Origin of the sequence: Actinomyces glycerinitolerans (genome assembly GCF_900098745.1) — a bacterium.
GTDB lineage: Bacteria > Actinomycetota > Actinomycetes > Actinomycetales > Actinomycetaceae > Actinomyces > Actinomyces glycerinitolerans.
The window spans coordinates 79,750-106,534 of sequence record NZ_FQTT01000001.1 but is presented as its reverse complement, the minus strand read 5'-3'; the positions used below and the strand labels follow the sequence as shown (position 1 = coordinate 106,534).

Genomic DNA, 26,785 nt, shown 5'->3' with positions numbered 1-26,785 from the left:
CCGGCCCGAACCGCAAGTGCAGAAAAGAGCACCCCATGACCACTATCCTCGCCATTGGAGCCACCGGACAGGTCGGACGCGTCGTCGTCGACGAGGCGTTGCAGCGCGGTCTGGAGGTCCGGGCCGTCACCCGTAATGCCGCCCGCGCCCGCCGCTCCCTGGCCGACGGCGCCGAGATCGTCGAGGCGGCCGCCACCGATGCGGAGGCACTGCGCCCGCTGCTGCAGGACGTCGACGCCGTCGTGCTCACCCACGGCACGGACAACGACGGCAAGGGCGGCGCGACCTTCTACGACGTGGTCCGCGCCGTGGTCGACGCCCTGGGCGACGGCCCGACCCACATCAGCCTCATGACCACCATGAACGCCTCCCACTCCGCCCGTGCCGGCGCCAGCGGTTACGAGTTCGTGGAGTGGAAGCGTCGCGCCGAGCGGCTCGTGCGCGCTTCCGGCCACCCCTACACCATCGTGCGCCCCGGCTGGTTCGACTACCAGGGTCCCGCCGACCGGCAGATCGACCTGCGCCAGGGCGACCTGGTCACCGGGCAGCCCGGAGTCGACCGGCGCCACATCGCCCAGGTGCTCCTGGAGGGCGCCCTCAACCCCTCCGGCGCGCGCCGCACCGTGGAGGTATTCAGCAAGGCCGGCGCGCCCGTCACCGACTTCGAGGCCCTGTTCGCCGCGACGCGTGCCGACGAGGCCGGCGCACTCGACGGCGTGCTGGACACCAACAACGTGCCGCTGGCCAGCGAGCCGCAGCGCGTGCAGGATGACGTCGCCCGGTTCGGCAAGTGACGGCAGGGCCCGGAATGCCGCATAAGGACATCTGGGACCGCCTGCGCGACGGCGACGACGTAGACCTGTTCGAGCAGGAGTACACCGACATCGTGCGAGTCGAGTTCGCCCGCTGCCGCGAACTCATGTTCGACATCAACCTCACCCGCCCCTCCGACCCGGCGCTGCCCGGAATGTGGGGCGACCTGCTGGGGCTGGACGGGCCGCTGGACCCTTCGATCCGGCTCATTCACCCCATGCAGATCGACTTCGGCAAGCGGATGCACATCGCCCCGAATGTGCTGATCAACCACAGCTTCACGGCCATGTCGATCGGCGGGATCAGCATCGGCGAGGGCACCTTCATCGGGCCCAACGTCACCGCCGTCACCGACAACCACCGGCTCGACGACGTCACCATCCTCAACTGCCACCCCATCGACATTGGGCGGCGCGTGTGGATCGGTGCGGGTGCCTCGATCATGCCCGGAGTCACCGTGGGCGACGACGCCGTCATCGCCGGCGGAGCCGTGGTCACCAAGGACGTCCCGCCCCGCAGCGTCGTCGCCGGTGTGCCGGCGCGAGTGATCCGCGAGAAGTAGCCGAGCGGTCGACCCATGCCGCGCAGCCTCAACCCGAACCACCCTGAGAAAGTGAGAACACTCATGCCCACCGAACTCGAGCACAAGGACGCCATCCGCGAGGTCATCGACCGCTTCTCCAACCTGGAGATCGACGTCGCCGAGCAGTCCAAGCTGTTCACCCCGGACACGCACGTCGAGGTGTACAACGCCGACGGCTCGAAGATGATGGAGTTCGACGGTGCCGACCAGCTGGTCGAGCTCTTCGGAGCCGCCATGGCCGCCGTTAAGACCTCCTTCCACATCAACGGCCAGCAGGTCATCACGATCGACGGCGACACCGCCACCGACGTCCACTACGGGCAGGCCCTGCTCGTCCAGGAGCAGGACGGCAAGGACGTGCTCCTATCCCATTCGATCCGCTACATCGACACCCTGGTTCTGCGTGACGGCGTCTGGCGCATCAGCCGCCGTGAGCAGCACTTCGTGATCTCTCAGACGAGCGACAACTGACGCGCACTACTCGCGATGCGGCTACGGCTGAGCCCGCCCCCCGATTTCGAGGGCGGGCTCAGCCGTCGCTTTGCTCAACGGATGACGGTGCCGGTGTCCTGATACTCAAGACTGCTCGCTTGGTGGTCTGTGCCAGGCCGGGATTACCGGTTCTTCCGGTATGGGGGGTGTGCGCGGTGGGGCGAGATACTGCCTGACTATCCGTCACCGAAACACGCCAAGAAACTTGACCAAGCCCGAGAGCCACCAAGGGGGTGATTGTCATGATTCGGGACAAACGAGTCCGGCGGTGCCGGCGGCCGTGAGCGAAACGTTGGAATCATGCGGGTGCCGGATCACCCCCGGCGGGTGTTAAGGCTCGTTTGTCCCGACTGGTGACACTCTGGGCCACCATCCACAGCGATATGCGGGCCGACGGCAAGTCGGTTGCTGCCAGCACGCCCGCGGGCAGACAGCTCAGCATCCCACCCACACGTTGGCCCGCCATCCCTCCTTACCCGAAGAAAGGAAGGGGCTGTCAGCTACGCCGGTTGGGCGTTAACAACGCTACTTAACGCTCTGCTGTATACCTCGGAGCCCTTCAGCAGACCGTTAACAGGCGTTGTTAACCCCGAAGTGGCGTAGCAGATGGCCTCACCATCGGTCCCTGGGAGGCGCGGGCAGTCAACCCCGGCGCGGTGAACTGACCCGGCAACGGACGGCGGTGGGAAATGTCCGAGATCGGCATAAAGGAGTCTGAGACGGCGAGTGGCACCTAGCAGATCGTTGGTATTCTGCGGTTTCGTCGGGTGTGGCGGCTCCAGGCGGCGGCGTTCGTGCCAGTCTTGGACAGTTTCAAGGCTGTCGGCACGGTTACCACGGACAGCAGCCGGGGCAGGGCAGCAAATCGTCTAGGCTTGGCCCCGAGATGAACGACGCGATGAACGCCCTCTTCGGCGCACTGCCCATGCCCGGTTCCGGCTCCGAGGCCACGCCTCCGCCGGAGGCCGCCCTGCCCTCGCTCGACCCGGCCGGTGCCGCCTGGGACGACGACTCGTGGGCCGACGTCGAGCCTCCCGCCGAGGAGGATCTGGCTGCTTACGGCCCCGACGAGGAGACCTCCGCCCCCTCGGCTGCCGATGAGGCCGCGGTCGCCCCCACCTGGGAGGAGCGTCAGGCAGAGGTCTCGGCTCTTGTCGCCCGTGCCCAGGCCAACGCCGCGGCCGCGCGCGCCCGCGCCGGCGTGGACGGCAGCGCCGCGGGTGCGGCGGGCGGCCCCGGCGCCCCGCCCCGCTACGGCATCACCGTCGCGGACCCCGCCGAGCTGCTCGCCGGACTCAACCCCGCCCAGGAGCAGGCCGTCACCCACGCGGGCTCGCCGCTGCTGATCATCGCCGGCGCTGGCAGCGGCAAGACCCGGGTACTGACCCACCGCATCGCCTACCTGCTGGCCACTGGCCGCGCCCGCCCCGGCGAGATCCTCGCCATCACCTTCACCAACAAGGCCGCCGCAGAGATGCGCGAGCGCGTGGCCGGCCTGGTGGGGCCCGCGGGGGAGCGCATGTGGGTGTCCACCTTCCACTCCGCATGCGTGCGCATCCTGCGCCGCGAGCACGACGCCGCCGGGCTGCGCTCCACCTTCTCCATCTACGACGCCGCCGACTCCACCCGTCTGATCACCCTGATCGTGCGCGAGCTCGGCATTGACCCCAAGCGCTTCACCCCCAAAACCTTCGCCGCCCGCATCTCCGACCTGAAGAACGAGCTGATCACCCCGGCGGAGTTCGCCGAGCGTGCCGTGACCTCCAACCCCTTCGAGCGACACCTGACCGAGGTCTACAGCGCCTACGCGCGCCGACTGGTCGCCGCCAACGCCCTGGACTTCGACGATCTGATCATGCGCACCGTGCAGCTGCTGCAGGCCAAGCCGGCGGTGGCGGAGATGTACCGGCGCCGCTTCCGGCACGTGCTCGTCGACGAGTACCAGGACACCAACCACGCCCAGTACGTGCTCGTGCGCGAACTGGTGGGCGGGCCCGGCACCTCCGGTGCCGACTCGCCCGTCCCACCGGGCGAGCTGACCGTGGTGGGCGACTCGGACCAGTCCATCTACGCCTTCCGCGGGGCCACCATCCGCAACATTGAGGAGTTCGAGCAGGACTACCCCAGCGCGCGCACGATCCTGCTGGAGCAGAACTACCGCTCCACCCAGAACATCCTGTCCGCCGCCAACGCGGTGATCGCCCGCAACACCGGGCGCCGGGAGAAGAACCTGTGGACCGCCTCCGGCGACGGCCCCAAGATCATCGGCTACGTTGCCGACTCCGAGCACGACGAGGCCCGCTGGATCAGCTCCGAGATCGACCGGCTCGCCGACGAGTGCGGCATTCGCCCGCGAGACGTCGCCATCTTCTACCGCACCAACGCCCAGTCCCGGGCGCTGGAGGAGGCCTTCGTCCGCTCCGGCCAGCCCTACAAGGTGGTTGGCGGCACCCGCTTCTACGAGCGGCGCGAGGTCAAGGACGCCATCGCCTACCTGCGCGCCGTCGACAACCCCGACGACGACGTCTCCATCCGCCGCGTCCTGAACGTCCCCAAGCGGGGCCTGGGGGACAAGGCCGAGGCCGCCCTGGCCGAGCATGCCGCCCGCTACGCCGTCTCCTTCGGCACCGCCGTGGCCGACGCCGCCGGCGCCCCGCGCCCGGGGGAGGACGAGGGCGCGGAGCCGCCCGCCGTCGTCGGGCTGACGACGCGCGCCACCCGGCAGGTGACGGGCTTCCATGAGCTGCTCACCTCCCTGCGGCACTCGCGCGACGCCGGCGACGGCGTGGCCGACATCCTCGACGCCGCCCTGGACGCCTCCGGCTACCTGGCGGAACTGCGCGCCAGCGACGACCCGCAGGACGCCAGCCGGGTGGAGAACCTGGCCGAGTTGCACGCCGTCGCCTCCGACTTCCAAGCCGCCAACCCCGACGGGACGCTTGCCGACTTCCTCGAGCGGGTCTCGCTGGTGGCCGACTCCGACCAGCTGCCCCCCAGTGCCGACGTCGCCGACCAGGCCGAGAACCGGGAACAGGCCGAGGTCCAGGCCCGCGAGCAAGGCCAGGTCACCCTGATGACGGTGCACACCGCCAAGGGGCTGGAGTTCCCGGTCGTGTTCGTCACCGGGCTGGAGGACGGCACCTTCCCGCACGCGCGCTCGCTGGCGGACGAGACCGAGCTGGCCGAGGAACGCCGCCTGGCCTACGTGGCCGTCACGCGCGCCCGCGAGCGCCTGTACCTTACCCGCGCCGCCGTGCGCTCCGCCTGGGGCACCGCCACCGCCATGCCCCCCTCCCGCTTCCTCGACGACGTCCCCGAAGACACGATCGAGTGGAAGCGCATTGCCTCCTCCATGGACGCGCTGCGCGGCGGCGGCACCGGCTGGGGCGCCTCCTGGGACGAGGGCGGCTTCGGCGCGCGCCGCGGCTACGGGCGCAGCAGTGAGGCGACCCCCGACGACGACGGCGACTTCGCCCCCGCCATCGGCTCCGGGCGGCGCACCCGCACCGGGAAACTGGGCCGGGTCGAGACTCCTAAGGACCGGGCCGAGGCACGCCGCGCCAAGCGCCTGGCGGCGCGCGGCAAGCCGGTGCGCCTGGGCACGGCGCAATCCGAGGCCGAGTCCGCGCAGTCCGCCCTGCCCGAGGCGGTGACCGGGCTCAAGACCGGCGACCGGGTCCGGCACAAGACCTACGGGGAGGGCAGTGTGATCGCCATCGAGGGTACGGGCCGCTCCACCGTCGCCCGCGTGGAGTTCATCATCGACGGTACCCGGGCGACTAAGCGCCTCATGCTGCGCCTCGCCCCGGTCGAGAAGCTCTGAGAGTCGGATCGGCGCCGCACGTTTGCACACACCCGTGCGGCGCCGCCCACGACGAGCGCCGACGATGTTATGTTGACCACGCCTATCCGAAGTTAGCGGAAGCAGGGCGCACCGCGAGCCCGGGCCACGCGCGTGGCCCAGTGCTCGTCCGTGACCCCGCTCAGCGAAGCCGCACCGACTCAGCGAAGGAGTTCCCGTGTCCTCTTGGAGTGATTCCTGCATCTGGTGGCACGTCTACCCGCTGGGCTTCACCGGTGCGCCGATTCGCCCCACCGAGGCCGAGCGGGTGCTCACCCCCCGGCTGGACGCCCTGGAACCGTGGCTGGACTATCTGATCGCCCTGGGCGCCAACGGGTTGGCGCTGGGGCCGATCTTCACTTCGGAGACCCACGGCTATGACACGGTCGACTTCTACTCCATCGACCCGCGCCTGGGGGACGACGCCGCCTTCGACCGGCTGATCGCCGCCTGCCGCCGACGCGGCATCAACGTCATGCTCGACGGCGTGTTCAACCACGTCGGCACCGCTCACCCGAGTTTCCGCGCAGCGATGGCCGGGGACGAGCGGGCACAGGAGCTGTTCCGCCTGGAGCACACCGATGCCGGCGTGACCCACCAGGACTTCGAGGGGCACCGGGGCCTGGCGGCTCTCAACCACGACTCCGACGCCGTCGTCGAGCTGGTGGCCGACGTGATGCGCCACTGGCTGCGCCGCGGGGCCATGGCCTGGCGCCTGGATGCCGCCTACGCCGTCCCCCCGGAGTTCTGGGCGCGGGTGCTGCCGCGCGTGCGCGAGGAGTTCCCCGAGGCCTGGTTCATGGGTGAGGTAATCCACGGCGACTATGTGGACATAGTGACCCGCTCCGGCATGGACTCGGTGACCCAGTACGAGTTGTGGAAGGCGATCTGGAGCTCACTGCTGGATGAGAACTTCTTCGAGCTCGACTGGTGCCTCAAGCGGCACAACGAGCTGCTGCCCGCCTTCACGCCCCTGACCTTCATCGGCAACCACGACGTCACCCGCATCGCCAGCAAGATCGGTGATGCCAAGGCGTCCCTGGCCGCGGCGATCCTGTTCACCGTCGGGGGGATTCCGTCGATCTACTACGGGGACGAGCAGGCCTTCCGCGGGGAGAAGACCGAGCGGCTCGGCGGCGACGACGAGGTGCGGCCCGCCTTCCCCGCCGGCCCCGAGCAGCTCTCGCCCCTGGGAGCGCCGATGCTGCGCCTGCACCAGGACCTGATCGCCCTGCGCCGCCGCAACCCGTGGCTGACCACCGCCACCACGGTGACCCGTCACCTCGACAACCGCGCCTACAGCTACGACACGCTGGGCCCCGACGGGCAGCGGCTCGCCGTCGAACTGCGCCTGGAGCCGGCCCCGGTCGCCGTCGTCACCGCCCCCGACGGGCAGGTGCTGCGCATCGGGGGCGACGCCGGCAGTGGTCAGTGACGGTGCGGGCGGAAGGTCGTGTCATCCAGGGTGCGGATGACCCGGGCCGGGTTGCCCACGGCCAGTGAACCCGCCGGGATATCCCGGGTGACTACGGCGCCCGCACCGATGACGCAGTCGTCCCCGATGGTGACTCCGGGGCAGACGATGACTCCGCCACCGAACCACACGTTGTCGCCAATGGTGATCGGGTCCGCGGATTCCAGGCGGGCACGGCGCGGCGCCGGCTCCAACGGGTGCACCGGGGTCAGCAACTGCACATTCGGACCCAGCTGGCAGTTCGCCCCGATTCGGATCGGGGCGACGTCCAGCGCGGTGAGCCCATAGTTTGCAAAAGTCCCCGGGCCAATAGTGAGGTTCTCCCCGTAGTCGACGCGAACGGGCGGCAGCAGCACCACGTCCTCACCCAGATGCGGGATGGCGGAGCGCAGGTGCTTGGCCGCGTCGGGAGCGCCCTCATTGAAGGCATGCTCGTAGCGGGCCAGCTCGCGGCGGGCGTGTGCGGCGATGCGCGCGTTTTCCGGGTCGTCGGCCACGTACCACTCACCGGCAAGCATCCGCTGCCGGTTGCTACGGCCGCCATCGGTCGGAAGGTAGTCGGCGGCGGTGGTGGGGCCTGCGGGGCCGGGGCAACCGGTGTCGGGGCTCATAGGCGTGAGTGTAGTGTTCTCAGATCGGCACGACTCGGCCGCGCTGGGGAACACTCTGAAACCGGATGCATGGGGCATGCTGACCGGCCACCGGGGCGGCTACACGGCTCACCCCGCCCCTGAACGGTTCTAGGAGACGGCATGACAATCCACGCCCCCCAACCAGCGAGTTCCTCAGACCCGGTCACGACCGGCGAACGCGGTCTACTGGCGATCGCGGACCGGGTGATCCCGGCGGCGTCGCCGCAGGCCCGCCGTGCTCCGGAAGCGGCCCGGCGTTGGGGCTGGCAACTGCTGGCAGGCTGTTTCACATTCAGCGCGTCACAGGTCGCGATTGCCCTGACCTCGATCACTGCCGCTGTCATGAGTGGGCAGCGGATCGGTGCGGGGCACCTACTGGAGAACCTTTTCAATGAGCCCGCCGTGTTCCTCGTAGGCTCCGGCGTCTCGGCACTGGCCGCCGTGGCCGGCTACTGGGCGCTCATGCGGTGGATTCGCGGCACGAGTGTTTCGGAGCTGGCCGGTCCGGGGAAGCTCAGCGAGTTCTTGTTCGGAATGGGGCTGGGGGCGCTGTTGATGGCCACCGTGGTGGCGCTGCTTGCGGCGGTCGGCTGCTACCGGGTGACCGCCGTCGGATGGGGCGCGGGCATACTTATTGGCGCATCCGCGGGTCTGGCCGCGGGCTTCGCGGAGGAGATCCTGTTCCGGGGCCTGCTGCTGCGACTGCTGGAACAATGGCTCGGCACCGGTTGGGCGCTGGGACTGACCGCGGTCCTGTTCGGGGCCGTGCATATCACCAATCCGGAGGCGAGCATATTCGGCGCCGTGGCGATCATGCTTGAGGCGGGCATTCTGATGGGGGCCTGCTACCTGGCTACACGTCGACTCTGGATGGCCTTCGGCACCCATGTGGCGTGGAACTTCGTACAGGGCGGTATCTTCGGCTCGGACGTCTCCGGCACCGGCATGGGCCGCGGACTGTTTGCGGCCCGTTTCTCCGGCCCCGATCTGCTCACCGGAGGAGAGATGGGGGTCGAGGGCTCCCTGGGGGCCGTGGTGGTGTGCACCGCGGCGGGCGCGGTGATGCTGCTGGTGGCACGCCACCGCGGCCTGCTGCTGCCGCGCCGCAGCGCTCGCGGCCGGGCACAGTAGCGGGAAGGCTCCTTTGCCCGTGGCCGCCCGCGGGTTCAGTCGGCGGCGGCCGTCCGGGCGGCCGGCGTGGTGGCCGCCATGCGCAGTACGTGCAGTGCCGTCTGTTGCAGCTCACCCAGGGTGAGGTGCTCTCCGCTGGTGTCATCCGGCGAGTAGCCGTCCAGCACGGCGTCGTCATGACCATCGGCACGGGTGGAGGACCAGGTCTCGCCGCCGGGCATGAGCACGTCCACACCCGCGCGCACCCGCGTGGCGGAGTCCTTAAGTTGCGGGAAGTTCGGGTCGGGCGCATAGCGCATCCACCAGTCGGTCATCACATTGCCCCGGTAACCCCACTCGCCGCGCAGGATGGTGGTGACCAGGTCGTAGTTGTAGTGGGCCCACTGGCCGTTGACCTTGTTGTAGCTGGTCATAATGTTGTGCGGGTCCGCCTCCTGCACGCAGATGCGGAAGCCGCGCAGGTAGATCTCCCGCAGAGCCCGTGCAGATACGCGCGAGTCGTTGTAGATGCGGTTGGTCTCCTGGTTGTTGCAGGCGAAGTGCTTGGGGCATGCGGATACGCCCTGCGACTGGATGCCGCGTACGACGGCGGCCGCCGCCAGCCCGGTCAGCAGCGGGTCCTCCGAGTAGTACTCGAAGTTGCGTCCACACAGCGGGTCGCGGTGAATGTTCATGCCCGGCGCCAGCAGCACGTCCGAGCCCTTGCGGAGCATCTCCTGCCCGTGCAGGGCGGCCAGCTCCTCCAGCAGCGGCGTGTCCCAGGTGGAGGCCAGGGCGGTGCCGCAGGGCAGCAGGCTGGCGTAGGCGGAAACGCGAATCCCGGAGGGGCCGTCGGTGGTGATAACCGGGGGGACGCCCAGCTCGCGCAGGCGCTCGGTCAGCCCGCCGAAGGCACCGGCGTTGCCCGGCGCGCCCAGCGGGGAGTTCATCTCGACGTCCCCGTAGGCCAGCTGCGCCAGGTCGGCGGCGTCCAGTTGGGCGACGAAGGCCTCCATGGTGGCGTGCCCGGCGACCACATCGCTGAACCGGATGCCGACGTCGCCCGTCGGTTCAATGGCCTGTGGCAGGTGCGCCAGGATGCGCTCACGCAGGTCGACGGTGGCCGTGGGGACGGCCTCCCAGCCGACCTGCACCCGGCCCTCCGCGTCACGCGTCACCGTCATGCGATCGAAGGGAACGTCGGGGGAGGGGGCGAGCGCCTCCTGAAGCTGCTCGATCACCTCGGTCTTCTCCACGACGACGGCGCCGGCTTCGACGGTCTGCCGCACCGAGGTCCCCACGTGCACCGGGTAGGTGCCGGACTCGATCACCCAGGCGTGGGCGTGACCGGCGCGACCGTCGTCGAAGGAAGCCAGACGCTCCCGCGGGAAGGAAACCACCACTTCTTGGGAATCGCCAGGGGCGATCACGCCGGTGCGGGTGAAGGCGACCAGTTCCCGGGCCGGGCGCGGCAGGGCGGCGTCGGCGGGCACGCCCCGGTAGACCTGCACCACCGTGGCTCCCGGCCGCGGCCCGGTGTTGGCGACCCGCACCCGCGCGGTGATGTCGGCGTCGACGGAGACGGAGTCCAGACGCGCCTGGCTCAGGTCGAAGGAGGTGTAGCCCAGGCCGTGCCCGAAGGGGAACAGCACCTTCTCGGGTGCGAAGGTCTCGAAGTAGCGATAGCCGACGAACACGTCCTCGGCGTAGTTATTGAAGTCCTGACCACCGAAGTTCGCGGCCGACGGGTAATCCGCGTAGGCGCGGGCAATCGTGTCGGTCAGGCGCCCACCCGGCTCGGTGAGACCGGTGAGCACGTCGGCCACGGCCCGGCCGCCCTCCATACCGCCGGGCCAGGCCAGCAGCAGGGCTGATACGCCCAACTCCTCGGCCCAGGACAGGTCCATGACGTTGCCGGAGTTGATGATCACCACCGTGCTTTCGAAGTGCCCGGTGACCTGCTCCAGCAGGGTACGTTCGATATCGGTTAGGTAGTAGCCGCCGGGCTCCAGCACATTCTCCCGGTCCTCACCGGCGGCCCGGCCGATCACGACGACGGCGGTGCGGGCCCGGGAGGCGGCCGCGGCGACCAGCTCCTCGGACACCTCCATCTCCGGGTAGAAGCGCGGCCAGTTACCCCACTCCTCGGTGGGCGGCTCCTGCGCGTTGCACCACTGCCGGTAGGTGGAGGCCAACTCGGCGTCGACGCTGACGCCCTGCTCCACCAGGCTGCCGAGCAGGTTGGTGGTATACACGGCGTTGACGTCACCGCCGGAGCCGTAGCCGACGGCGAACCAGTCGATCTGCACGCGGCCGAAGACCGCGACCGGCTCCGTGGGGGACAGCGGCAGCACGCCGTCGTTGGTGAGCAGGACGGTGCCCTCGGCGGCGGCTCGGCGGGCCAGCTCGGCCAGGCGCGGGTCATAGGAGCGGTCGGCGTCGGGGGCGGTAGCGGAGGTGTTCAGGTTCTGCGCGACCTCGCTGGTGGTGTTGGCGGTCATGGCTGATTGTCTCCGTAAAAGTGCATGCAGGTCGGGTGGGACGGCGGTGTCAGGCCAAGCCTAACCGTCCGTGCGGTCGGTGTGATAGGCGTCGGCGGGCCCGTCCTCGGCGAGCTCCTCCTCAAGCTGCTCCAGGCCGGTTTTGGTCGACAGCGGGATCGGCTTGAACAGGCCCGCGACTGCCGCCGCCACCAGCAGCACCGGGGCCAGCGACAGCAGCACGGGAGCCAGCGCATGGTGGTAGGCGTCCACCACTGCGGCGCCCGTGGCGGCGTTCAAACTCCGGGCGATGGCTGGAGTGATTGAAGCGGCCTCACGCGAGTCGAAGCCGAGGGAGAGCAGGGACGCGGTCAGGCGGCCGGTGAACAGCACGCCAACGACCGTGTTGCCGATCGACACCCCGATCTCCCGGAAGAAGTTGTTGGTGGAGGTGGCGGTGCCGAGCATGCTGGCGGGTAGCGCGTTCTGGATGACGAGGACGCTGAGTTGCAGGAACATCCCAATGCCGATTTCCAGGACGAATACGGCCACGCCGGTCCAGGCCACGGGGGCGTCGGCGGGCAGCAGACCCAGCATGGCCATGCCGGTCGCGGCCACCAGCGAGCCTACGATCGGGAAGGGCTTGTAGCGGCCGGTGCGGGTGACCAGAGTGCCTGACAACAGCGACCCGGTGAACATCCCGACGCTGCCCGGCACCAGCAGCAGACCCGACATGGTGGCGGAGACGCCGTGGACCATCTGCAGGTAGGTCGGCAGGTACCCGTTCATGCCGAACATGCAGGCAGCCATGAGCACCGAGACGACGGTGGCGATGATGAAGGTGTGATCGGTCAGTACCTGCAGCGGCAGGATCGGGTCTGCGGCGCGCCTCTCCACCGGGACGACGGCGGCCCAGGCGGCCACGGTGACGCAGATGAGCCCCAGCATTGCCGGGCTGCTCCAGGCGTATGTGGTCCCGCCCCAGGTGGCGATGAGGACGATCCCCGCGGCGCCGATGCTGGTCAGCGCCAGCCCGGCCCAGTCGACGCTGAAGCTGCTGGAGCGCCGCGGCATGCGCAGCGCGATGGCTACCGCCACCCAGGCGAACAGGCCGAAAGGCAGGAAGAACCAGAAGATCCAGCGCCAACCGAGCCAGTCCGACAGCCATCCGCCCAGAAGCGGGCCGAGAATGGCGGCAATGCCGAACATGGCGCCCATGGGCGCCATGTAGGTGCCGCGTACACGTGGCGGGATGATGTCACCGGTGATGGCCTGAGAGCAGATCATCAGGCCACCACCGCCCAGGCCCTGTACGAAGCGGAAGACCGTGAAGGCAAACATGTCGGTCGCCAGGCCGCACAGGGCCGAGCCGCCGACGAACAGCGCAATGGCCAGCAGGTAGAGCCGCTTGCGGCCCACCAGGTCGCCGAGCTTGCCGTTGATCGGCATGGCCAGCGTCTGGCCGAGCGTGTAGGCGGTGATTGCCCAGGACATGTGTGCCACGCCGCCCAGGTCACCAATGACGGTCGGCAGTGCGGTGGCGATCACCGTGTGGTACATCGCGGTGAGGAACTGGACCATCATCAGGCAGATGTACACGACCCAGAACCGCCGGTCGGGGCGGAAGGTCATGCCCTCGACGGTGCCGGAGATCCCCTGCGAGTCCGGCTGCGCGTTCATCTGTTCGCCGTGCGTGGGGGTGTTGCTCATTACCTCGAATCTCTCCTCGCGGCACGCCAAGTGGGGAAGGGCCCGAAGCCGGGAAGGGCGTGCCGCGCAACAAATTTTGCCAAACGTGCGGGTGCGCTGCGAAACCAGTGCGGAGAGGTATTGGGCACCCCTGGTGCACAGGAGTCGACCATCCCGTTGGATCACGATCTCGTAACGACGAATCCTGTCGGTTGCGGGCTGTATTCCGTCGAGGTGCTGGCTGGGCTACATTGATCTCGCCATACAGTCGACGCGCGTCGACGGCGTGTGTTCGCCCAACGAGTGAGCGAGCCCGCGCGTGGTGTTTCAAGGAGGAAAAGCACATGGCATCTCGTTTACCCCGTCGTCGTTTCATCCAGGGCTCAGCTGTGGTCGCGGCCCTGTCCGCCGCGGCCGCCTGTTCCGGCGGCGGATCCAACAGTTCAGGCACGAGTGCATCCGCCGCGTCAACGGCCGACTTCACCGGCACGGGACCGATCACCTGGGTGCAGGGCAAGGACAACTCTGATGGCAAGGTGCAAGAGCGCATCGACGAGTGGAACGAGCTCTACCCCGATGAGAAGGTCACGCTGATCGAGTTGTCCGCCGAGGCCGACCAACAGCGTCAGTCCCTCATCAACAACGCCCAGACGCAGTCCGATGCGTACGACGTGATCTCCATCGACAATGTATGGGTGGCCGAGTTCGCGGCCAACCAGTGGGTCGTGCCGTTGCCCACGGATGAGCTTAAGAACGACGACATCATCGAATCGGTGTGGGAGACCGGCCTGTACATGGGCACGTTGTACGGGATACCGTTCGCGACGGACTCGTCGATTATGTTCTATCGCAAGGACTTCCTCCAGGAGGCCGGCGTCGAGGTCCCCACCACCTGGGATGAGGTCAAGTCCGCCATCGACGCCGTGCGGGCTCTGCCCGGTCACGAGGACATTGGCGGGTTCGGCGGCCAGTTCGCCAAGTACGAGGGCCTGACCTGCTGCGCCAGCGAGTTCATCAACACCGCCGGCGGATCCTTCTACGACGATGAGGGCAACGTCACCATCAACTCTCCGGAGGCGATCGCCGGACTGCAAACCTTGATCGACGGGTTCAAGGACGGTTACATCCCCACGGATTCCCTGGAGTGGAAGGAGGAGGACGGGCGCAACGCCTTCGAGGCCGGCAACCTGCTCTTCTACCGGCAGTGGCCCTACCAGTACGCCAACAACATGGCGGCCCTCGGGGAGGAGAAGTTCGGCGTCGCCGCCCTGCCCAGCATCGACGGCAACGACTTCGTCCCCACCCTGGGCGGGCACAACTGCGGAATCTCCGTCTATTCCAAGAACAAGGCCACGGCGCTGAAGTTCGTCCAGTGGTGGACGAGCCAGGAGTCTGAGAAGTACGCGCTTGAGACGCAGACCCTCGCGCCTGTCATCGGATCCCTGTACGAGGATTCCGAGATGCTTGAGCAGTTCCCCTACCTGCCGACGCTGCGCGAGTCGCTCGACTCGGCGAAGGGGCGTCCGAAGGCAGTCTCCTACGGTGATGTGACCGCCGCTATCCAGGACGCCATCTACCCGGCCATTCAGCAGCAGACCACGGCCGAAGACGCCATCGCCACTCTCGAGAGCTCGCTGAACGCCCTGTCCTGACGCGCAACAAGGCCCCGGCGGGGCTGGAGCCCGTTGGAGCGCGCGCCGTCCGACCCGCGGTGGGGCGGGAAACGTTCCTGCCCCACACGCCGGGCGTCTTGCGCCTGCTCGCGGCGCGGCCGCGCAACCGGTTGCCCGAACAGTGAACCAAATGAGTCAAAGACATGAGCCTGTCATGAGCACTAATACCTATGTGCCGGATGTGAATCGCCGGTCGAAGGCCAGTCGGGCGCAGTCACGTCTGGCGTGGCTGCTAATCACCCCGACGATGATCGTACTGACAATCGTCATCATCATTCCCGTCATCCAGTCGCTACAGCAGTCCTTGCACGGCAAGGCCGGACTCGACCCGGAAACCGGGTTCGTTTCCGACGTCGAGCCCTTCGTCGGACTGGACAACTACACCGCCATTTTCAGCGACGCCGGATCCCACTTCTGGACTGCCGCCTGGAACACCACGCTGTTCGGCGTCGTCACCGTCGTCCTGGAAACCATCCTCGGTGTGGCAATGGCGCTGATCATGCACCGGGCCATGCGTGGACGCGGCTTCGTCCGCGCGGCGATCCTGGTCCCGTGGGCGATCCCCACTGCCGTGTCCGCCATCCTGTGGAGCTGGATCTTCAATCAGAACGGTGTGGCCAACGCCATCCTGGGCCAGCACATCATGTGGGCATCGGGTAATGCATCAGCGAAGCTGACCATCATCATCGCCGACGTGTGGAAGACCGCCCCCTATATCGGGCTGCTCACGCTCGCCGGGCTTCAGGTGATCCCGGATGAGGTCTACGAGGCCGCCAAGATCGACGGGGCGAATGCTTGGAAGCGTTTCACTCGTATCACCCTGCCACTGGTGAAGCCGGCGCTGGTGGTGGCAGTTTTGTTCCGTGCCCTGGATGCGTTGCGGATGTTCGATCTGCCCTACATCCTGATCGGCCCGCGCAAGAGCTCAGTCGAGACGATTTCAATGCTCGTGCAGGACGAGGCCTCCAACCTGCGTTATGGCTCGGCGGCCGCCTACGCGCTCATCCTGTTCCTGTACGTGTTCATCTTCGCCTTCGCGTTCACACGCATCACCCACGCCGACCTGGGTGCCACCGCCCCGCGCCGTGGCAGTAGACGGGGCCGCAAACTCCCCGCCACGGTCTTCCTGCCCCGACGGCGGCGAGCGGCGGCCGACACAACGCATGCGACCCCCATCATCGAGACCAGTGAGAGGAGCGCGTCATGAGTACAGCAGCCGCTTCGGCGCCGGTGATCGAGCGTCCCCGGAAGAAGTTCGACTGGGCCGGCGCACTGTCCACCTTCGGCATCGTCCTCATCGTCATCTACTGTCTCGCCCCGTTCTACTGGATGTTGGTGTCCTCCCTGCGGCCTGACACGGAGATCTTCGAGAACACCTGGTGGCCCAGGCACGTATCCTTCGAGAACTATCAGGCGGTGTTCTCCGCCAAGAACAACTTTGGGCAAGGCCTGATCAACTCGCTCATCGTCTCCGTGGTGGTGACCGTGGTTGCCCTGGCGATTGCCACCTTCGCCTCCTACGCGCTAGCCCGGTTGGACTTCCGCGGCAAGAGCGTGCTGCTGCTGGTGGTGCTGGCGACCTCCATGTTCCCGCTCGTTGCCATCATCGTGCCGCTGTTGAAGAACTTCTCAGCCTGGGGCTGGATCAACACCTATCAGGCCATGATCATCCCGGACCTGTCGTTCTCACTGCCGCTGGCCGTGTGGAACCTGACCAGTTTCTTCCGCCAGATGCCTCAGGAGTTGGAGCAGTCCGCCATGGTTGACGGCTGCACGCCCGGGCAGGCGTTCCGCAAGGTCATTCTGCCGATCGCCGCGCCCGGAATCTTCACCACCGCGATCATCATCTTCATCGGCGCCTGGAATGAGTTCCTGGTGGCCGTCACGATGATCAATGACCCGACCATGCAGCCGGCCACCGTACTGCTGTCGAAGTTCACCGGCGCCTCCCAGTTCAACACGCCCTTCGGCTCACAGATGGCTGCGGGCGTGGTGATGACACTGCCGTTGGTGATCATGGTGCTGCTTTTCCAGCGCCGTATCGTTGCCGGCTTGGCTGCAGGGGGCCTCAAGCAGTGACCCATGCGGTCCGGGTGCACGCTGTAGGAGGGCGCGCACCCGGACCACAGGCCTGCCGCCTGTCTTCTGTACTAACTTATGTACCTACTCATTCCGTGTCCGGGCGGCCGCTCCTCCACCGCCCGGACTCCGATCCCGCTCCAGGACACACAAGACCTCATGACCTCGCTTGCTCCGCTCGTGACCGTGCGCAATGACCAGGACGCCTGGTGGCGCGACGCCGTCATCTACCAGATCTATCCCCGTTCCTTCGCCGACTCCGACGGCGACGGCCTCGGTGACCTGCCCGGAATCACCTCACACATGGACCACCTGGCCGCTCTGGGGGTGGATGCCATCTGGCTGTCGCCCTTCTACCCGTCTCCGCAGGTTGACGCCGGCTACGACGTGGCCGACTACTTCGACGTGGCCCCCGAGTACGGGACACTTGCGGACTTCGACGAAATGGTGGCCGCCGCCCGCGCCGTCGGCATCAGGGTTGTGATCGACCTGGTGCCCAACCACTCCTCCGACCAGCACGCCTGGTTTTGTGCGGCGCTGCAGGCGGGACCCGGCTCGCCGGAGCGCGAGCGTTACATCTTCCGCCACAGCCCGGACGGGCCGCCCAACAACTGGGGCAGTCTGTTCGGCGGCCCGGCGTGGACTCGGGTCGAGCCGCTTACCGGCCGGGAGGAGGACCGCGACTGGTGGTACTTGCACATGTTCGCCGCCGAGCAGCCCGACTTCAACTGGGAGCATCCCGACGTACACGAGATGTTCCGCGAATTCCTGCGCTTCTGGGCTGGGCGCGGGGTGGACGGCTTCCGTGTGGACGTCGCCCACGGCCTGGTAAAGGCTCCCGGTCTGCCCGACGACGCTCTGGGGGAGGACCGCTGGCGCGGCACCGCCGTCGACGATGAGCGGCCCAAGACCGCCGACAACGGCCCCATGTTCGACCAGCCCGGCGTACACGACATCTATCGCGACTGGCGCAGCGTGCTGGGCGGCATCCGCCCCGACATCCTGCTGGTGGCCGAGGCCTGGGTGGATCCGCCCGAGCAGATGGCCAAGTACGTCCGCGAGGACGAGATGAGTCAGGCCTTCAACTTCGACTACCTCAAGTCCCCCTGGCGTGCCCCCGACCTGCGCAGAGTCATCGACACCTCAAGGGCGGCCAACGCCGCCGTGGGCGCGCCAACCACCTGGGTGCTGTCCAACCACGACGTCGTCCGTCACGCCACCCGTTTTGGGTTTGCTCCCGGCGCCGAGCCGGACGACGGCATCGGCGCCGAGGATCCGCAGCCTGACACCGCCCTGGGGCTGCGCAAGGCCCGCGCCGCCACCCTGTTCGCCCTCGGTCTGCCCGGCAGCATGTACATGTTCCAGGGGGAGGAGCTGGGCCTGCCTGAGCACACCACCATGGACGACGCCTGCCGCCAGGACCCGGCCTGGCTGCGCACCGACAAGCGCACGCGCGGGCGCGACGGCTGCCGCGTTCCCCTGCCCTGGGCTGCCACTGGACCCGCCTACGGCTTCAACACCACCGGGCGGACCTGGCTGCCGCAGCCCGATGGCTGGGGTGTCTACGCCCCTGCCGTACAGGAGTCCGACCCCGACTCCACCCTGTCCATGTACCGGCGCGCCATCACGGCCAGGCGCGAATGGCAGTTGGGGCGGGGCGAGGTCGAATGGGTGCAGGATCTGCCCGAGCAGGTGCTTGCCTTCCGCAACGGTGAGGTCACTGTTGCTATCAATATGGGGGACGGGGAGGCCGTACTGCCGTTGACGGGTACGGTGCTGGTGCAGTCTTGGAGCGGGCAGACGGGCGGACGCCTCGACGCCATCACAGTTCCCGCGAACGCCGCCGTGTGGCTAGCCGCATGAGTTGAGGCAGGGCGGGCGGCCCCATCAGGCCCCGGAAGGAGAACGCATGGCCACCCGTGCCGAGGTCGCACGCCTGGCCGGAGTCTCCCCGTCAACCGTCACCTATGTCCTGACGGGACAGCGACCCACCACCCGGGCCACGCGGAAGCGGGTGCAGCGCGCCATCGACGAGTTGGGTTATCGGCCCAACCGGCATGCCTCCGTGCTGGCGGCTCGCTCGGTGCGCACGGTCGGGGTGCTGTTTCGCATGCAGCGCTCCGGCATTGATGTCAACGATCTGGAGTATGTCGAGGGTCTGCGCCAGGGCGTGGAGCCGCAGGGCATGCAGGTTTTCGTTCCCGTGGGACGGCGTTCGGGACCGATGGACGCGCTGGAGGCCCTGGTTCGCTCCCGGGCGCTGGAGGCCGCCGTCCTCATGGACGTAGCCATTGACGACGAACGTGAGGAGTATCTGCTGGGGGAGGGCGTGCCGACCGTGCTGATTGGCACGTCGAACCGTGCCGACGGCGCGCCGGGGGTGGACGCCGACTTCGAGCGGATGGCGGATCTGGGTGTGCACCACCTGGTGGAGCTCGGCCACCGCCGCATCCTGTTCCTCATGCGCGACGTGCATGCCGATCGGTCTCACGCCTATGCGGCTCAGAGTCAGGCTGTACGTCAGGCCGCCCGTAGGCATGGGGTTGAGGCCGTGTTCCGTTCTTGTCCCGACAACGTCATTGCCGGCGCGCATGTACTCGGACCAGACGGGCTGCCGGGGGGATGCACAGCCGTGGTCTCCAACAACGCCAGTGCGCTCGAAGGCGTGATTGCGGCGGCGTGGGCGCGCGGCCTGTCTCTTCCAAACGATCTGTCCCTCGTGTCGGTCGGCTTGACCGCGGCCCGCACCCCGGCCGGGGACTTGGTAACCGAGGTGGGGGTGGACCGGCCGGCGCTCGGGCGTATGGCCGGGGACCTGCTATTGCATTACCTGACCGATGATTCAGTATCCGGTGTAACGCTGGTCGAGCCGCGCCTGATTGACCACGGTTCGACCGCCTCGCCGGGTCCTGCCTGATCCGCCGAGGTCGGTCGACATGCCGACCGACCTCGGCGGAGCAACGGCTCCCGCGGGTGCGGGGTCAGGCGACCTCGCTAATGGCGGCCAACAGCTGCTCAGACAAGCCGGCTGCTCGCAGGCCGCCGATGAGTGCGCCGCCGGTGGCCCCGGAGGAGACCACGCCCCAGGCCCGGTCTTTGGCCGGGTAGGACATCTGGGCGGGTTCAAGGATCCCGAAGACCTCGTCTGCCAGCGACGGCGGCTTAGTGCTCACGCCCGACAGCTCGAGCACGACGCCGTCGGCCGGGCGCACCGTGCCCAGGGAGACGTCCATGCCGCCGCCGAGCGTGAAGCCGTCGGCGGGGCGTTCCTTGACAGGGGTGTCGGTGTCGTTCACGCGGGCCGTGGCCTGGCCGCCGGCGGACAGCAGGTGCACGGTGATCTCCCGTTCTTCCGGTACGACGCCGTCTGGACCGTCCTGGGTGATTGCCAGGCGGGCCGAGCCGGCCGCCTCGTCCCAGGTGAGCGTGAAGCGGGTGCGCACCACGCCGTCGGGCCCGGGCTCGGGTGAGCCGTCGTCCTCCTCGAGCACGAACTCGCCGTCGGCTCCCGGCACGACCACCACGGAGAGATGGCGTGGATTGTCGCCGGCCGCCTCGCCAAGGTCCTCGGCGCCGACGATTACGGACCCGGCGCGCGCCAGGACGGGCACCTGCTCCAGGGGACGGGAGAAGGTGAGCATGCGCCCGTCGGCGGCAGCGGCGTCGTAGCGGCGTCCGGTGGGCAGGTCGAACCAGGTGCCCTGGGGCAGCCACGCCTCCTCCTGAGCCAGGCGCGAGGCCGGGTCGGCGGGCCGCGTGATCGGCATGACCAGCAGGTCCCCGAAGAGGAACTCATTGCGGTTGTCGTAGGACCCCATGCGCCAGGGGTAATCGTGGTAGAGCGGACGAACCGGGCCGATGCCCTCGGCGTGCGCACGGCGCGCCCACGTATACAGGTAGGGCACGAGCCGGTGTCGCAGCCGCAGGTACGCATCCATGGTGGCGTGGGCGTCGCGCGAGTAGCGCCACGGCTCCTTGGAGTTGAACATCGACATGGTGGAGTGCATGCGGTTGATGGGGGAGAAGCAGCCCAGTTGCACCCAGCGGGCCGTCATTTGATCGTCCTTGACGCCGAGCATGTGGCCACCGATGTCGTTGGACCACCAGTAGTAGCCGATGTTGGCAGAGGTGGCGGTGAACTCCGGCTGGAAGCGCAGCGACTCCCAGGAGGTCACTGTGTCTCCCGAGAAGCCGATCGGCGTGCGGTGACTTGAGGCATCGGCGAACCGGGAGAAGGTGATGGGACGACGCCGATAACTGGTCCGGCCGGGACCACTGCGCTCGCGCCCGGAGTCGAGGTAGTGGACATGATTGAGCATCCACAGCGGGTCCAGTCCCGGAATGTCGGTGTCGCCTCCCTGCTGCCAGTCCAGCCACCAGAAGTCGACGCCCTGCGCCTCCAGGGTGTGGTGGGCGTGCTCCAGGTAAGCGGCGGTGAAGTCCTTGTCTCCGATGTTGAAGGGGATGTCGGCTCCCGTGGCGGGATCCAGCCCCAGTGCGCGGGCCACGGGCTCGTAGGCGTCCTCGTGGCGGCGTATGCCCGCGGCAGGATGCAGGTTGAGCGTCACCTGCATGCCGCGCTCGTGCAGTGCCGCCAGGAAGCGTTCCGGATCGGGGAACAGCTCCCGGTTCCAGGTGTAGCCGGTCCAGCCATTGCCGATGGCGGGATCAATGTTCACCAGGTGCCAGTCCATATCGATCACGGCAACCGAGAAGGGCAGCCGTTCGGCGGCGAAGCGGTCCATCAACTCCAGGTAGGACTCCTCGGAGTACCGGTGGAAACGGCTCCACCAGTTGCCCAGCAGTGCGCGCGGGATCAGCGGCGTAGGACCGGTCAGTGTGAAGAAGTCGCGCAGGGCCGCCCGGTAGTCCTGCCCGTAGCCGAAAAAGTACAGGTCCTTATCCGGGGCGGTTGCGGTGTTGGCGGCGTCGGAGTGCGGACGCGGGCACACCCACTCGTCCTCCTGAATGAGCAGGGAGCCGGAGTCGTCGATAACCGAGTGCCCGGTGATTGACAGCAGACCGGGCTGCACCGCGGTGGCACCATCCACGGTGTCGAGGGTGCGTACGGTGCCGCCCAGGTTGGTGCGGTAGGCCTCTTCCGGGGCCCAGCGGTCCCCGTAGCGCCAGGTTCCGCCGTGGACGCCAATGACGGCGGTGCGGAGGGTGACGCTGAGGCCGGAGCGGGAAAAGCCCCGCGCAGGCAGGTACGTCAGGTGCAGATGCTCGGTGATGATCTCGACGCGGTCCTCGCCGCGGCGCACCTCGAAGTCCGGAATCGGGCCCAGGTCGCGGGAGACCACCAGCTGGGTGGCTGCGTCCACGAAGTTGCCGTCGCGGGAGTACTCCATGCGGATCAGCCGCGAGGTCAGCACCGTGAACCGCCAGTCGGGGCCCGCGACGACGGCGCCGACGGGGGCAGGCGCAGGACGGGGGTCGTTTGAAGCGGAGGAAAGAGGGGAAGCCATGTAATCAGCCCTTTACTGCCGCGGCGGCGGCGCCGGCGATGAAGCGTTTCTGGAAGATAAGGTAAACCACGAGAACGGGGATGACCGAAATTGTAGTGGCGGCGAACAGGCCGCCGTAGTCGGTGCCATAGCGTCCGTTGAAGGTCGTAAGGCCGACCGCGAGAACCTGCATCTTCTCATTGTCAATCATGAGGTATGGCCACAGGTAGTCCTCCCATGCCCACAGGAACTGAAAGATCGCGAGCGCCGAGATCGGGTTACGGCTCATTGGCAGGACTATGCGGTGGAAGATGTAGATCTCGCTGGCGCCGTCTATGCGCGCTGCCTCGAGTACTGCATCAGGTATGTCATCCATCGACTGCCGCATCATGAAAATGCCGAAGCCGCTCATCGCTGCCGGCAGGATCAGCGATAGATAGTTGTCGCGCAGGCCCCATGCGGCAAACATGGTGTAACGCGGGATGATGGTCACGGCCCAGGGGATCATCATCGTGCCAAGGATGAAACCGAAAATGGCGTTACGGCCGGGGAACCGGTACTTAGCGAGCACGAAGCCGCACAGGCAACTGGTGTATATGGTTACCCCGGTGACAACAAGCGCAATGCCCAGCGAGTTCGCGAAGAAGCGGATGAAGTCGAACTTGTCCTGCAGGTTAAGGAAGTTGTCGAGTGTCCACTCCTGCGGGAGGAGCGTCTGGTTGAGTGCGCGGATCTCCGAATTGGGCTTGAAGGCCGAAAACAGCATCCACACGAAGGGGAACACCGTCGTGACGCCGATAATGAGCAGGACCGCTTCTAGGGCGATGGTTTGGACGCGCTTGGTCATCGCTGGCCTCCTGAACGCCGTGAGTTGAGGCCGAATGACGCCGCAGTGAGTGCCGCGGTGATAACCAGAAGCACGAACGCAATCGCGGACGCATACCCGAAGTCATACTGTTGGAAGGCCTCGTCGAAGATGATGTATGAAATGAGGAACGTGGACTTTCCTGGCCCACCCTGGGTCATGATGAGGATTTGAACGTAGGCTTGCACGTAGCTTATGAGAGAGGTGATGACTACGAATATTGTCATCGGCCGCAGTAGGGGCCAAATGATGTGGCAGAAACGCTTCCATGAACTCGCTCCATCGACGCTGGCGGCCTCAAGAGCGTCCTCGGGCAGGGAGTGCAGTGCGGATAGAAAGAGGATAACCGCATAACCGAAGTCCTTCCACACCGTCATGAGCATGATCGCGGGCAAAGCCCAGTGCGAGTCGTACAACCAGTTGATGTCAATGTTGAGGAAGCTGTGAAAAATGCCGATTTGAGGGTTGTACATCATCTTCCACACGTAGGCGATAGCTACCATCGGAGTGACGGTCGGCATGTAGAAGATGGTGCGGAAGAGGGTCTTGTGGCGAGTCACTTTCGACCAAATGGCGTAGGCGAGCGCGAGGCCGAGACCGACTCGCAGGACGATTACGACGACAGAGAAGTACAGGGTATTGGTGAGGGAGGTCCAAAAAGTCGGATCTCGAAAGAGGTCGGCATAGTTTTGCGTGCCGACCCACTTATAGGTTCCGTTCAGTGGGTTCCATTGGTGAAAGGATCCCAGGAGCGCCTTGCCTATCGGATAGACGAGCAGAACGGCGTTGAACAGGACGATCAGGGTGACGACGCTGTTGCGGAGAGTTCTTTCTCCCTTGTAAGCGCGGCGGTGCCGCGCGATGGTGCGAGACGGGGCCGATGAGTCGGCCGCTAATACTTGTTGGTTCATGACGATAGGTGGGCGGGGAGACCCCCTCCCCGCCCACCCGTCCTCCTTTAGGTGGCGTCTGGCTGGGTGCACCGTGGATGTCAGCCGACCAGCTCGTCGGCGTGGGCGTACAGACCTTCGACAGAGCTGAAGTCGGTCTTGGCGATGTCAGCGTCAATGGCCGCCTTTGCGGTGGTCAAGGCCTCGGGGATGCCGACGCCGTTGTAAAGCACGTCGGACACGGCAATCTTCATGTTGTCTTCAACGGTGGCAGGCATAGGCCCGGGCCACACGTAACGGTCGATCGAACCGAGCGCGCTGGTGACGGGGTGCTGCTTGATCTCGGTGTTGTCAGCGAGCGCGACCGACGAGGGGAAGAGACTGTAGTTGAGGCAGAGGTCGACGAGCAGATCGTTACTCGTCAGGAAGAACTTGAGGAAGTCCTGCGCGACCTCGCGTGCGCCGTCAGAGGCGTTCTTGTTGATGCCGGGAGTGGATTCCCCGTTGTAGCGGTCGTATGCGTAGGGGGTCTCGTCTGCGTTGTTGACGGGGAACTGGAAGGTACCGAACTCGATCTCGGGGTAGTCGTTAGCCATCGTGCCGTAAAGGTGTCCCCACGAATAGTGCATGGCGGATAGGCCCTGGCCAAAGGCTTCCTGCGCGTTGGGGCCGAAGTCCGGTGATCCCACCTGGTCTACGTCGTACAGGTCCTTGAAGTACTGGAAATCAGATTTCATCACTTCGTTGTCGACCTGGACGGAAGTTCCGGAAGCGTCGAACAGGTTATAGCCTGACTGGTAGTGCTTCCCCAACAGCATGAGGTAGAGGCTGTCATTGAAGTCGAATCCGGCCTGTTGGAACGAGTTGCCGTCACGCACGGTGAGCTTCTTCGCTATCTCACGGAACTCGTCCCACGTCGTCGGAATATCTTCATCCGTCAAGCCGGCGGTCTCCCACATGGCCTTGTTGTAGAAGATCAGGCCGGTCATGAGTCCGTAGTCGATGTAGTAAACCGAGTCGTCTATTACATGGCCGTCGACTCCGACGAAGTCCTGGGAGAGACTGTCCAGGTCCATATCGTAAGCCTCGCAGTAGGGCAGGACGTTCTCATGGTAGGAGTTGTGGATGTTGAACAAGGCTGGTCCGTCATCACCCTGGAGGGCGAGAGGCAGCTTGGTCCAATAATCGTCCCAGGCCTGGTTTACGATCTTGATCTCTACGTTGGGGTGGATCTTGCTGTAGGCATCGGCAAATGCCTTGAACTTTTCGTCGCCGTCCCATAGCCACCACTCGATAGTGATGGGGTCTCCGTTGTTGACCAGAGTATTCGGGTCGTATGTCAGGTGGTCGCCCTGAATGTCGAGGCCCTTTGCGGCCTGGGTGTCCTGGACTGTCGCGGTTGTATTCCCGCCGCCGCAGGCGGCCAGGGTGGTCAACAGAGCAGCGCTGGTTCCGGCGGCGATGAAACCGCGTCGAGAGATTGGCTTGGGGGAGGGGGTGTGCATCATGGAGTCCTTCGTCGGTACCGGGCTGAGGTTTACCGGTAAACGTCATACACTGTATCGACGGGAAGTACGGCCGTCAAGGTGTTGCTAGCAGGCAGGAGTGGTTCATGTCGACGTTACGAGACGTGGCGGCGCGCGCCGGTGTGAGCGCCATGACGGTGTCCAACGTCATCAACGGCCGCACTGGCAAGGTCTCGGAGCCGACCATCGCCCGCGTGCAGGAGGCCATCGCCGCCCTGGGGTACGTGCCCAGCGCCGCGGCCCGCTCGCTGGCGGGCTCGTCCTCGCGGATCCTCGCCCTGGTTTACGAGGCGGTTCCGGGGCGACCGGCACTGGAGTCCCCGTACGAGTCGATGTTCGTGGGCGTGTGCGAGCAGGCGGCACGGGCGGAGGGCTATGCCCTCATGCTTTGCGGCGCCTCCAAGGCGGAGGACACGGTCGCCCAGCTGCGCTCATGGAATGTCGCCGGCGCGATTGTCATGGCCACCACCCGTATGGCTCCCAGCGAGTTCCTGGAGCGCTCCGGTGTGCCGGCGGTGTTCATCGACTCCTACCGTGACGGCGACGGTATCTCCTACGTCAACATCGACGACGCCGGGGGTGCGCGGATGGTGGGCGAGCGGCTCGGGGCTGTGGGGCATAGGCGTGTGGCTTTCGTCGGCCCCACGACTGATATCCCCGGGGTGGTGCGCGAGCGCTTGCGCGGCCTGCGTGAGGGTCTCGCCGCCCACGGCGGTGGAGTGGAGCGGCGGGACGTGCTGCTCACCGAGGTCGGTTTCGATGAGGGGATCGCTGCGGCGGCGCGGCTGACGGAGCGCAGGTCTCCCGTGACCGCTGTGTTCGCCTCCGGTGACGTGCTCGCCCTCGGCGTTGCCGCGGGACTGCGCCGGGCGGGGCGCCGGGTGCCCGACGACGTCTCCGTGGTCGGCTTCGACGGCCTGGACCTGGCGCGCTACGCCGACCCGCCGCTGACGACGGTGCGTCAGCCGATTCGCGACAAGGCCACCGCCGCGGTTGCGTATCTCCTGGACGAGCTGCGCGACGGCGCCGGCGCCCCACGGCAAACCGTGCTACCGGTCGCCTGGCAGGAGGGCGGGACGCTCGGGCCGGCCCCGATTTGACCTGTGCCCATGGGGGAATAATAGGAGTTGGCCTGCTGTGACCGAGAGTGTTTCGGTCAGACCGTGGGTTGCCTGCCAGACTGTGGGAGAG

General features: G+C 66.9%; 19 protein-coding genes. 12 read left to right on the top strand and 7 right to left on the bottom strand.

What is annotated here, in order from left to right; translation table 11 throughout:
- The first annotated feature begins 35 nt into the window (after positions 1–35).
- The 5 genes from ACGLYG10_RS00385 to ACGLYG10_RS00365 all read left to right on the top strand — a co-directional run bounded on the left by ACGLYG10_RS00385 (position 36) and on the right by ACGLYG10_RS00365 (position 7,164).
- Complete coding sequence (locus tag ACGLYG10_RS00385) at positions 36–794, top strand: NAD(P)H-binding protein (protein WP_073327022.1); 759 nt, start codon at positions 36–38, stop codon at positions 792–794.
- A gap of 14 nt (positions 795–808) precedes the next feature.
- On the top strand, positions 809–1,375 hold the full coding sequence (locus ACGLYG10_RS16765) for a DapH/DapD/GlmU-related protein (RefSeq protein ID WP_073327020.1): 567 nt from the start codon (positions 809–811) through the stop codon (positions 1,373–1,375).
- A 63-nt stretch (positions 1,376–1,438) separates the two neighbouring features.
- Entirely contained in the window at positions 1,439–1,867 is a 429-nt protein-coding gene (locus ACGLYG10_RS00375) for a nuclear transport factor 2 family protein (protein ID WP_073327019.1), read from the top strand.
- A gap of 907 nt (positions 1,868–2,774) precedes the next feature.
- The gene (locus ACGLYG10_RS00370) at positions 2,775–5,711 is read left to right on the top strand and encodes a UvrD-helicase domain-containing protein (protein WP_073327017.1); all 2,937 of its coding nucleotides are present in this window, start codon (positions 2,775–2,777) and stop codon (positions 5,709–5,711) included.
- Between the two features lie 196 nt (positions 5,712–5,907).
- Positions 5,908–7,164 (top strand): alpha-amylase family protein, encoded by a 1,257-nt coding sequence (locus tag ACGLYG10_RS00365; protein ID WP_073327016.1) that lies wholly within the window; start codon positions 5,908–5,910, stop codon positions 7,162–7,164.
- Here ACGLYG10_RS00365 and ACGLYG10_RS00360 read toward each other — a convergent pair.
- On the bottom strand, positions 7,158–7,721 hold the full coding sequence (locus ACGLYG10_RS00360; protein ID WP_170866434.1) for a sugar O-acetyltransferase: 564 nt from the start codon (positions 7,719–7,721) through the stop codon (positions 7,158–7,160). The two genes, ACGLYG10_RS00365 and ACGLYG10_RS00360, sit on opposite strands and share 7 nt — an antisense overlap.
- 234 nt (positions 7,722–7,955) lie before the next feature.
- Here ACGLYG10_RS00360 and ACGLYG10_RS00355 point away from each other — a divergent pair, with 234 nt between their 5' ends.
- Positions 7,956–8,966 carry a CPBP family intramembrane glutamic endopeptidase gene (locus ACGLYG10_RS00355; RefSeq protein WP_073327013.1) on the top strand — a complete coding sequence of 337 codons (1,011 nt, stop codon included), beginning with the start codon at positions 7,956–7,958 and terminating at the stop codon, positions 8,964–8,966.
- Positions 8,967–9,001: 35 nt separating this feature from the next.
- On the opposite strand, the gene ACGLYG10_RS00350 is transcribed toward ACGLYG10_RS00355, so the two are convergent.
- Both ACGLYG10_RS00350 and ACGLYG10_RS00345 read right to left on the bottom strand, forming a co-directional pair.
- Positions 9,002–11,446: a glycoside hydrolase family 3 C-terminal domain-containing protein gene (locus ACGLYG10_RS00350; protein ID WP_073327011.1), complete on the bottom strand. Its 2,445-nt coding sequence runs from the start codon at positions 11,444–11,446 to the stop codon at positions 9,002–9,004.
- A 60-nt stretch (positions 11,447–11,506) separates the two neighbouring features.
- Complete coding sequence (locus ACGLYG10_RS00345) at positions 11,507–13,135, bottom strand: MDR family MFS transporter (protein WP_244542513.1); 1,629 nt, start codon at positions 13,133–13,135, stop codon at positions 11,507–11,509.
- Positions 13,136–13,458: 323 nt separating this feature from the next.
- Between ACGLYG10_RS00345 and ACGLYG10_RS00340 the strand changes: the two genes are divergently transcribed.
- The 5 genes from ACGLYG10_RS00340 (at position 13,459) to ACGLYG10_RS00320 (ending at position 19,783) form a co-directional block, all read left to right on the top strand.
- Positions 13,459–14,766 (top strand): ABC transporter substrate-binding protein, encoded by a 1,308-nt coding sequence (locus ACGLYG10_RS00340; protein WP_073327010.1) that lies wholly within the window; start codon positions 13,459–13,461, stop codon positions 14,764–14,766.
- Between the two features lie 175 nt (positions 14,767–14,941).
- Positions 14,942–15,994 carry a carbohydrate ABC transporter permease gene (locus ACGLYG10_RS00335; RefSeq protein WP_073327008.1) on the top strand — a complete coding sequence of 351 codons (1,053 nt, stop codon included), beginning with the start codon at positions 14,942–14,944 and terminating at the stop codon, positions 15,992–15,994.
- On the top strand, positions 15,991–16,866 hold the full coding sequence (locus ACGLYG10_RS00330; RefSeq protein ID WP_073327007.1) for a carbohydrate ABC transporter permease: 876 nt from the start codon (positions 15,991–15,993) through the stop codon (positions 16,864–16,866). The genes ACGLYG10_RS00335 and ACGLYG10_RS00330 overlap by 4 nt, the downstream gene beginning before the upstream one ends.
- 159 nt (positions 16,867–17,025) lie before the next feature.
- Positions 17,026–18,729 (top strand): glycoside hydrolase family 13 protein, encoded by a 1,704-nt coding sequence (locus tag ACGLYG10_RS00325; protein ID WP_073327005.1) that lies wholly within the window; start codon positions 17,026–17,028, stop codon positions 18,727–18,729.
- Between the two features lie 46 nt (positions 18,730–18,775).
- Positions 18,776–19,783 carry a LacI family DNA-binding transcriptional regulator gene (locus ACGLYG10_RS00320; protein WP_073327003.1) on the top strand — a complete coding sequence of 336 codons (1,008 nt, stop codon included), beginning with the start codon at positions 18,776–18,778 and terminating at the stop codon, positions 19,781–19,783.
- A 64-nt stretch (positions 19,784–19,847) separates the two neighbouring features.
- Here ACGLYG10_RS00320 and ACGLYG10_RS00315 read toward each other — a convergent pair whose 3' ends face one another.
- The 4 genes from ACGLYG10_RS00315 to ACGLYG10_RS00300 all read right to left on the bottom strand — a co-directional run bounded on the left by ACGLYG10_RS00315 (position 19,848) and on the right by ACGLYG10_RS00300 (position 25,576).
- The gene (locus tag ACGLYG10_RS00315; protein ID WP_073327002.1) at positions 19,848–22,334 is read right to left on the bottom strand and encodes a glycoside hydrolase family 31 protein; all 2,487 of its coding nucleotides are present in this window, start codon (positions 22,332–22,334) and stop codon (positions 19,848–19,850) included.
- 4 nt (positions 22,335–22,338) lie between these two features.
- Complete coding sequence (locus ACGLYG10_RS00310) at positions 22,339–23,160, bottom strand: carbohydrate ABC transporter permease (RefSeq protein WP_073327000.1); 822 nt, start codon at positions 23,158–23,160, stop codon at positions 22,339–22,341.
- Complete coding sequence (locus ACGLYG10_RS00305) at positions 23,157–24,089, bottom strand: carbohydrate ABC transporter permease (RefSeq protein ID WP_083565231.1); 933 nt, start codon at positions 24,087–24,089, stop codon at positions 23,157–23,159. Before ACGLYG10_RS00305 ends, ACGLYG10_RS00310 begins: the two co-directional genes overlap by 4 nt.
- 80 nt (positions 24,090–24,169) lie before the next feature.
- The gene (locus ACGLYG10_RS00300) at positions 24,170–25,576 is read right to left on the bottom strand and encodes an ABC transporter substrate-binding protein (RefSeq protein WP_244542512.1); all 1,407 of its coding nucleotides are present in this window, start codon (positions 25,574–25,576) and stop codon (positions 24,170–24,172) included.
- Positions 25,577–25,680: 104 nt separating this feature from the next.
- Between ACGLYG10_RS00300 and ACGLYG10_RS00295 the strand changes: the two genes are divergently transcribed.
- A complete protein-coding gene (locus ACGLYG10_RS00295; protein WP_073326997.1) occupies positions 25,681–26,694 on the top strand; it encodes a LacI family DNA-binding transcriptional regulator in 1,014 nt (337 codons plus the stop codon).
- The last annotated feature ends 91 nt before the right edge of the window (positions 26,695–26,785 follow it).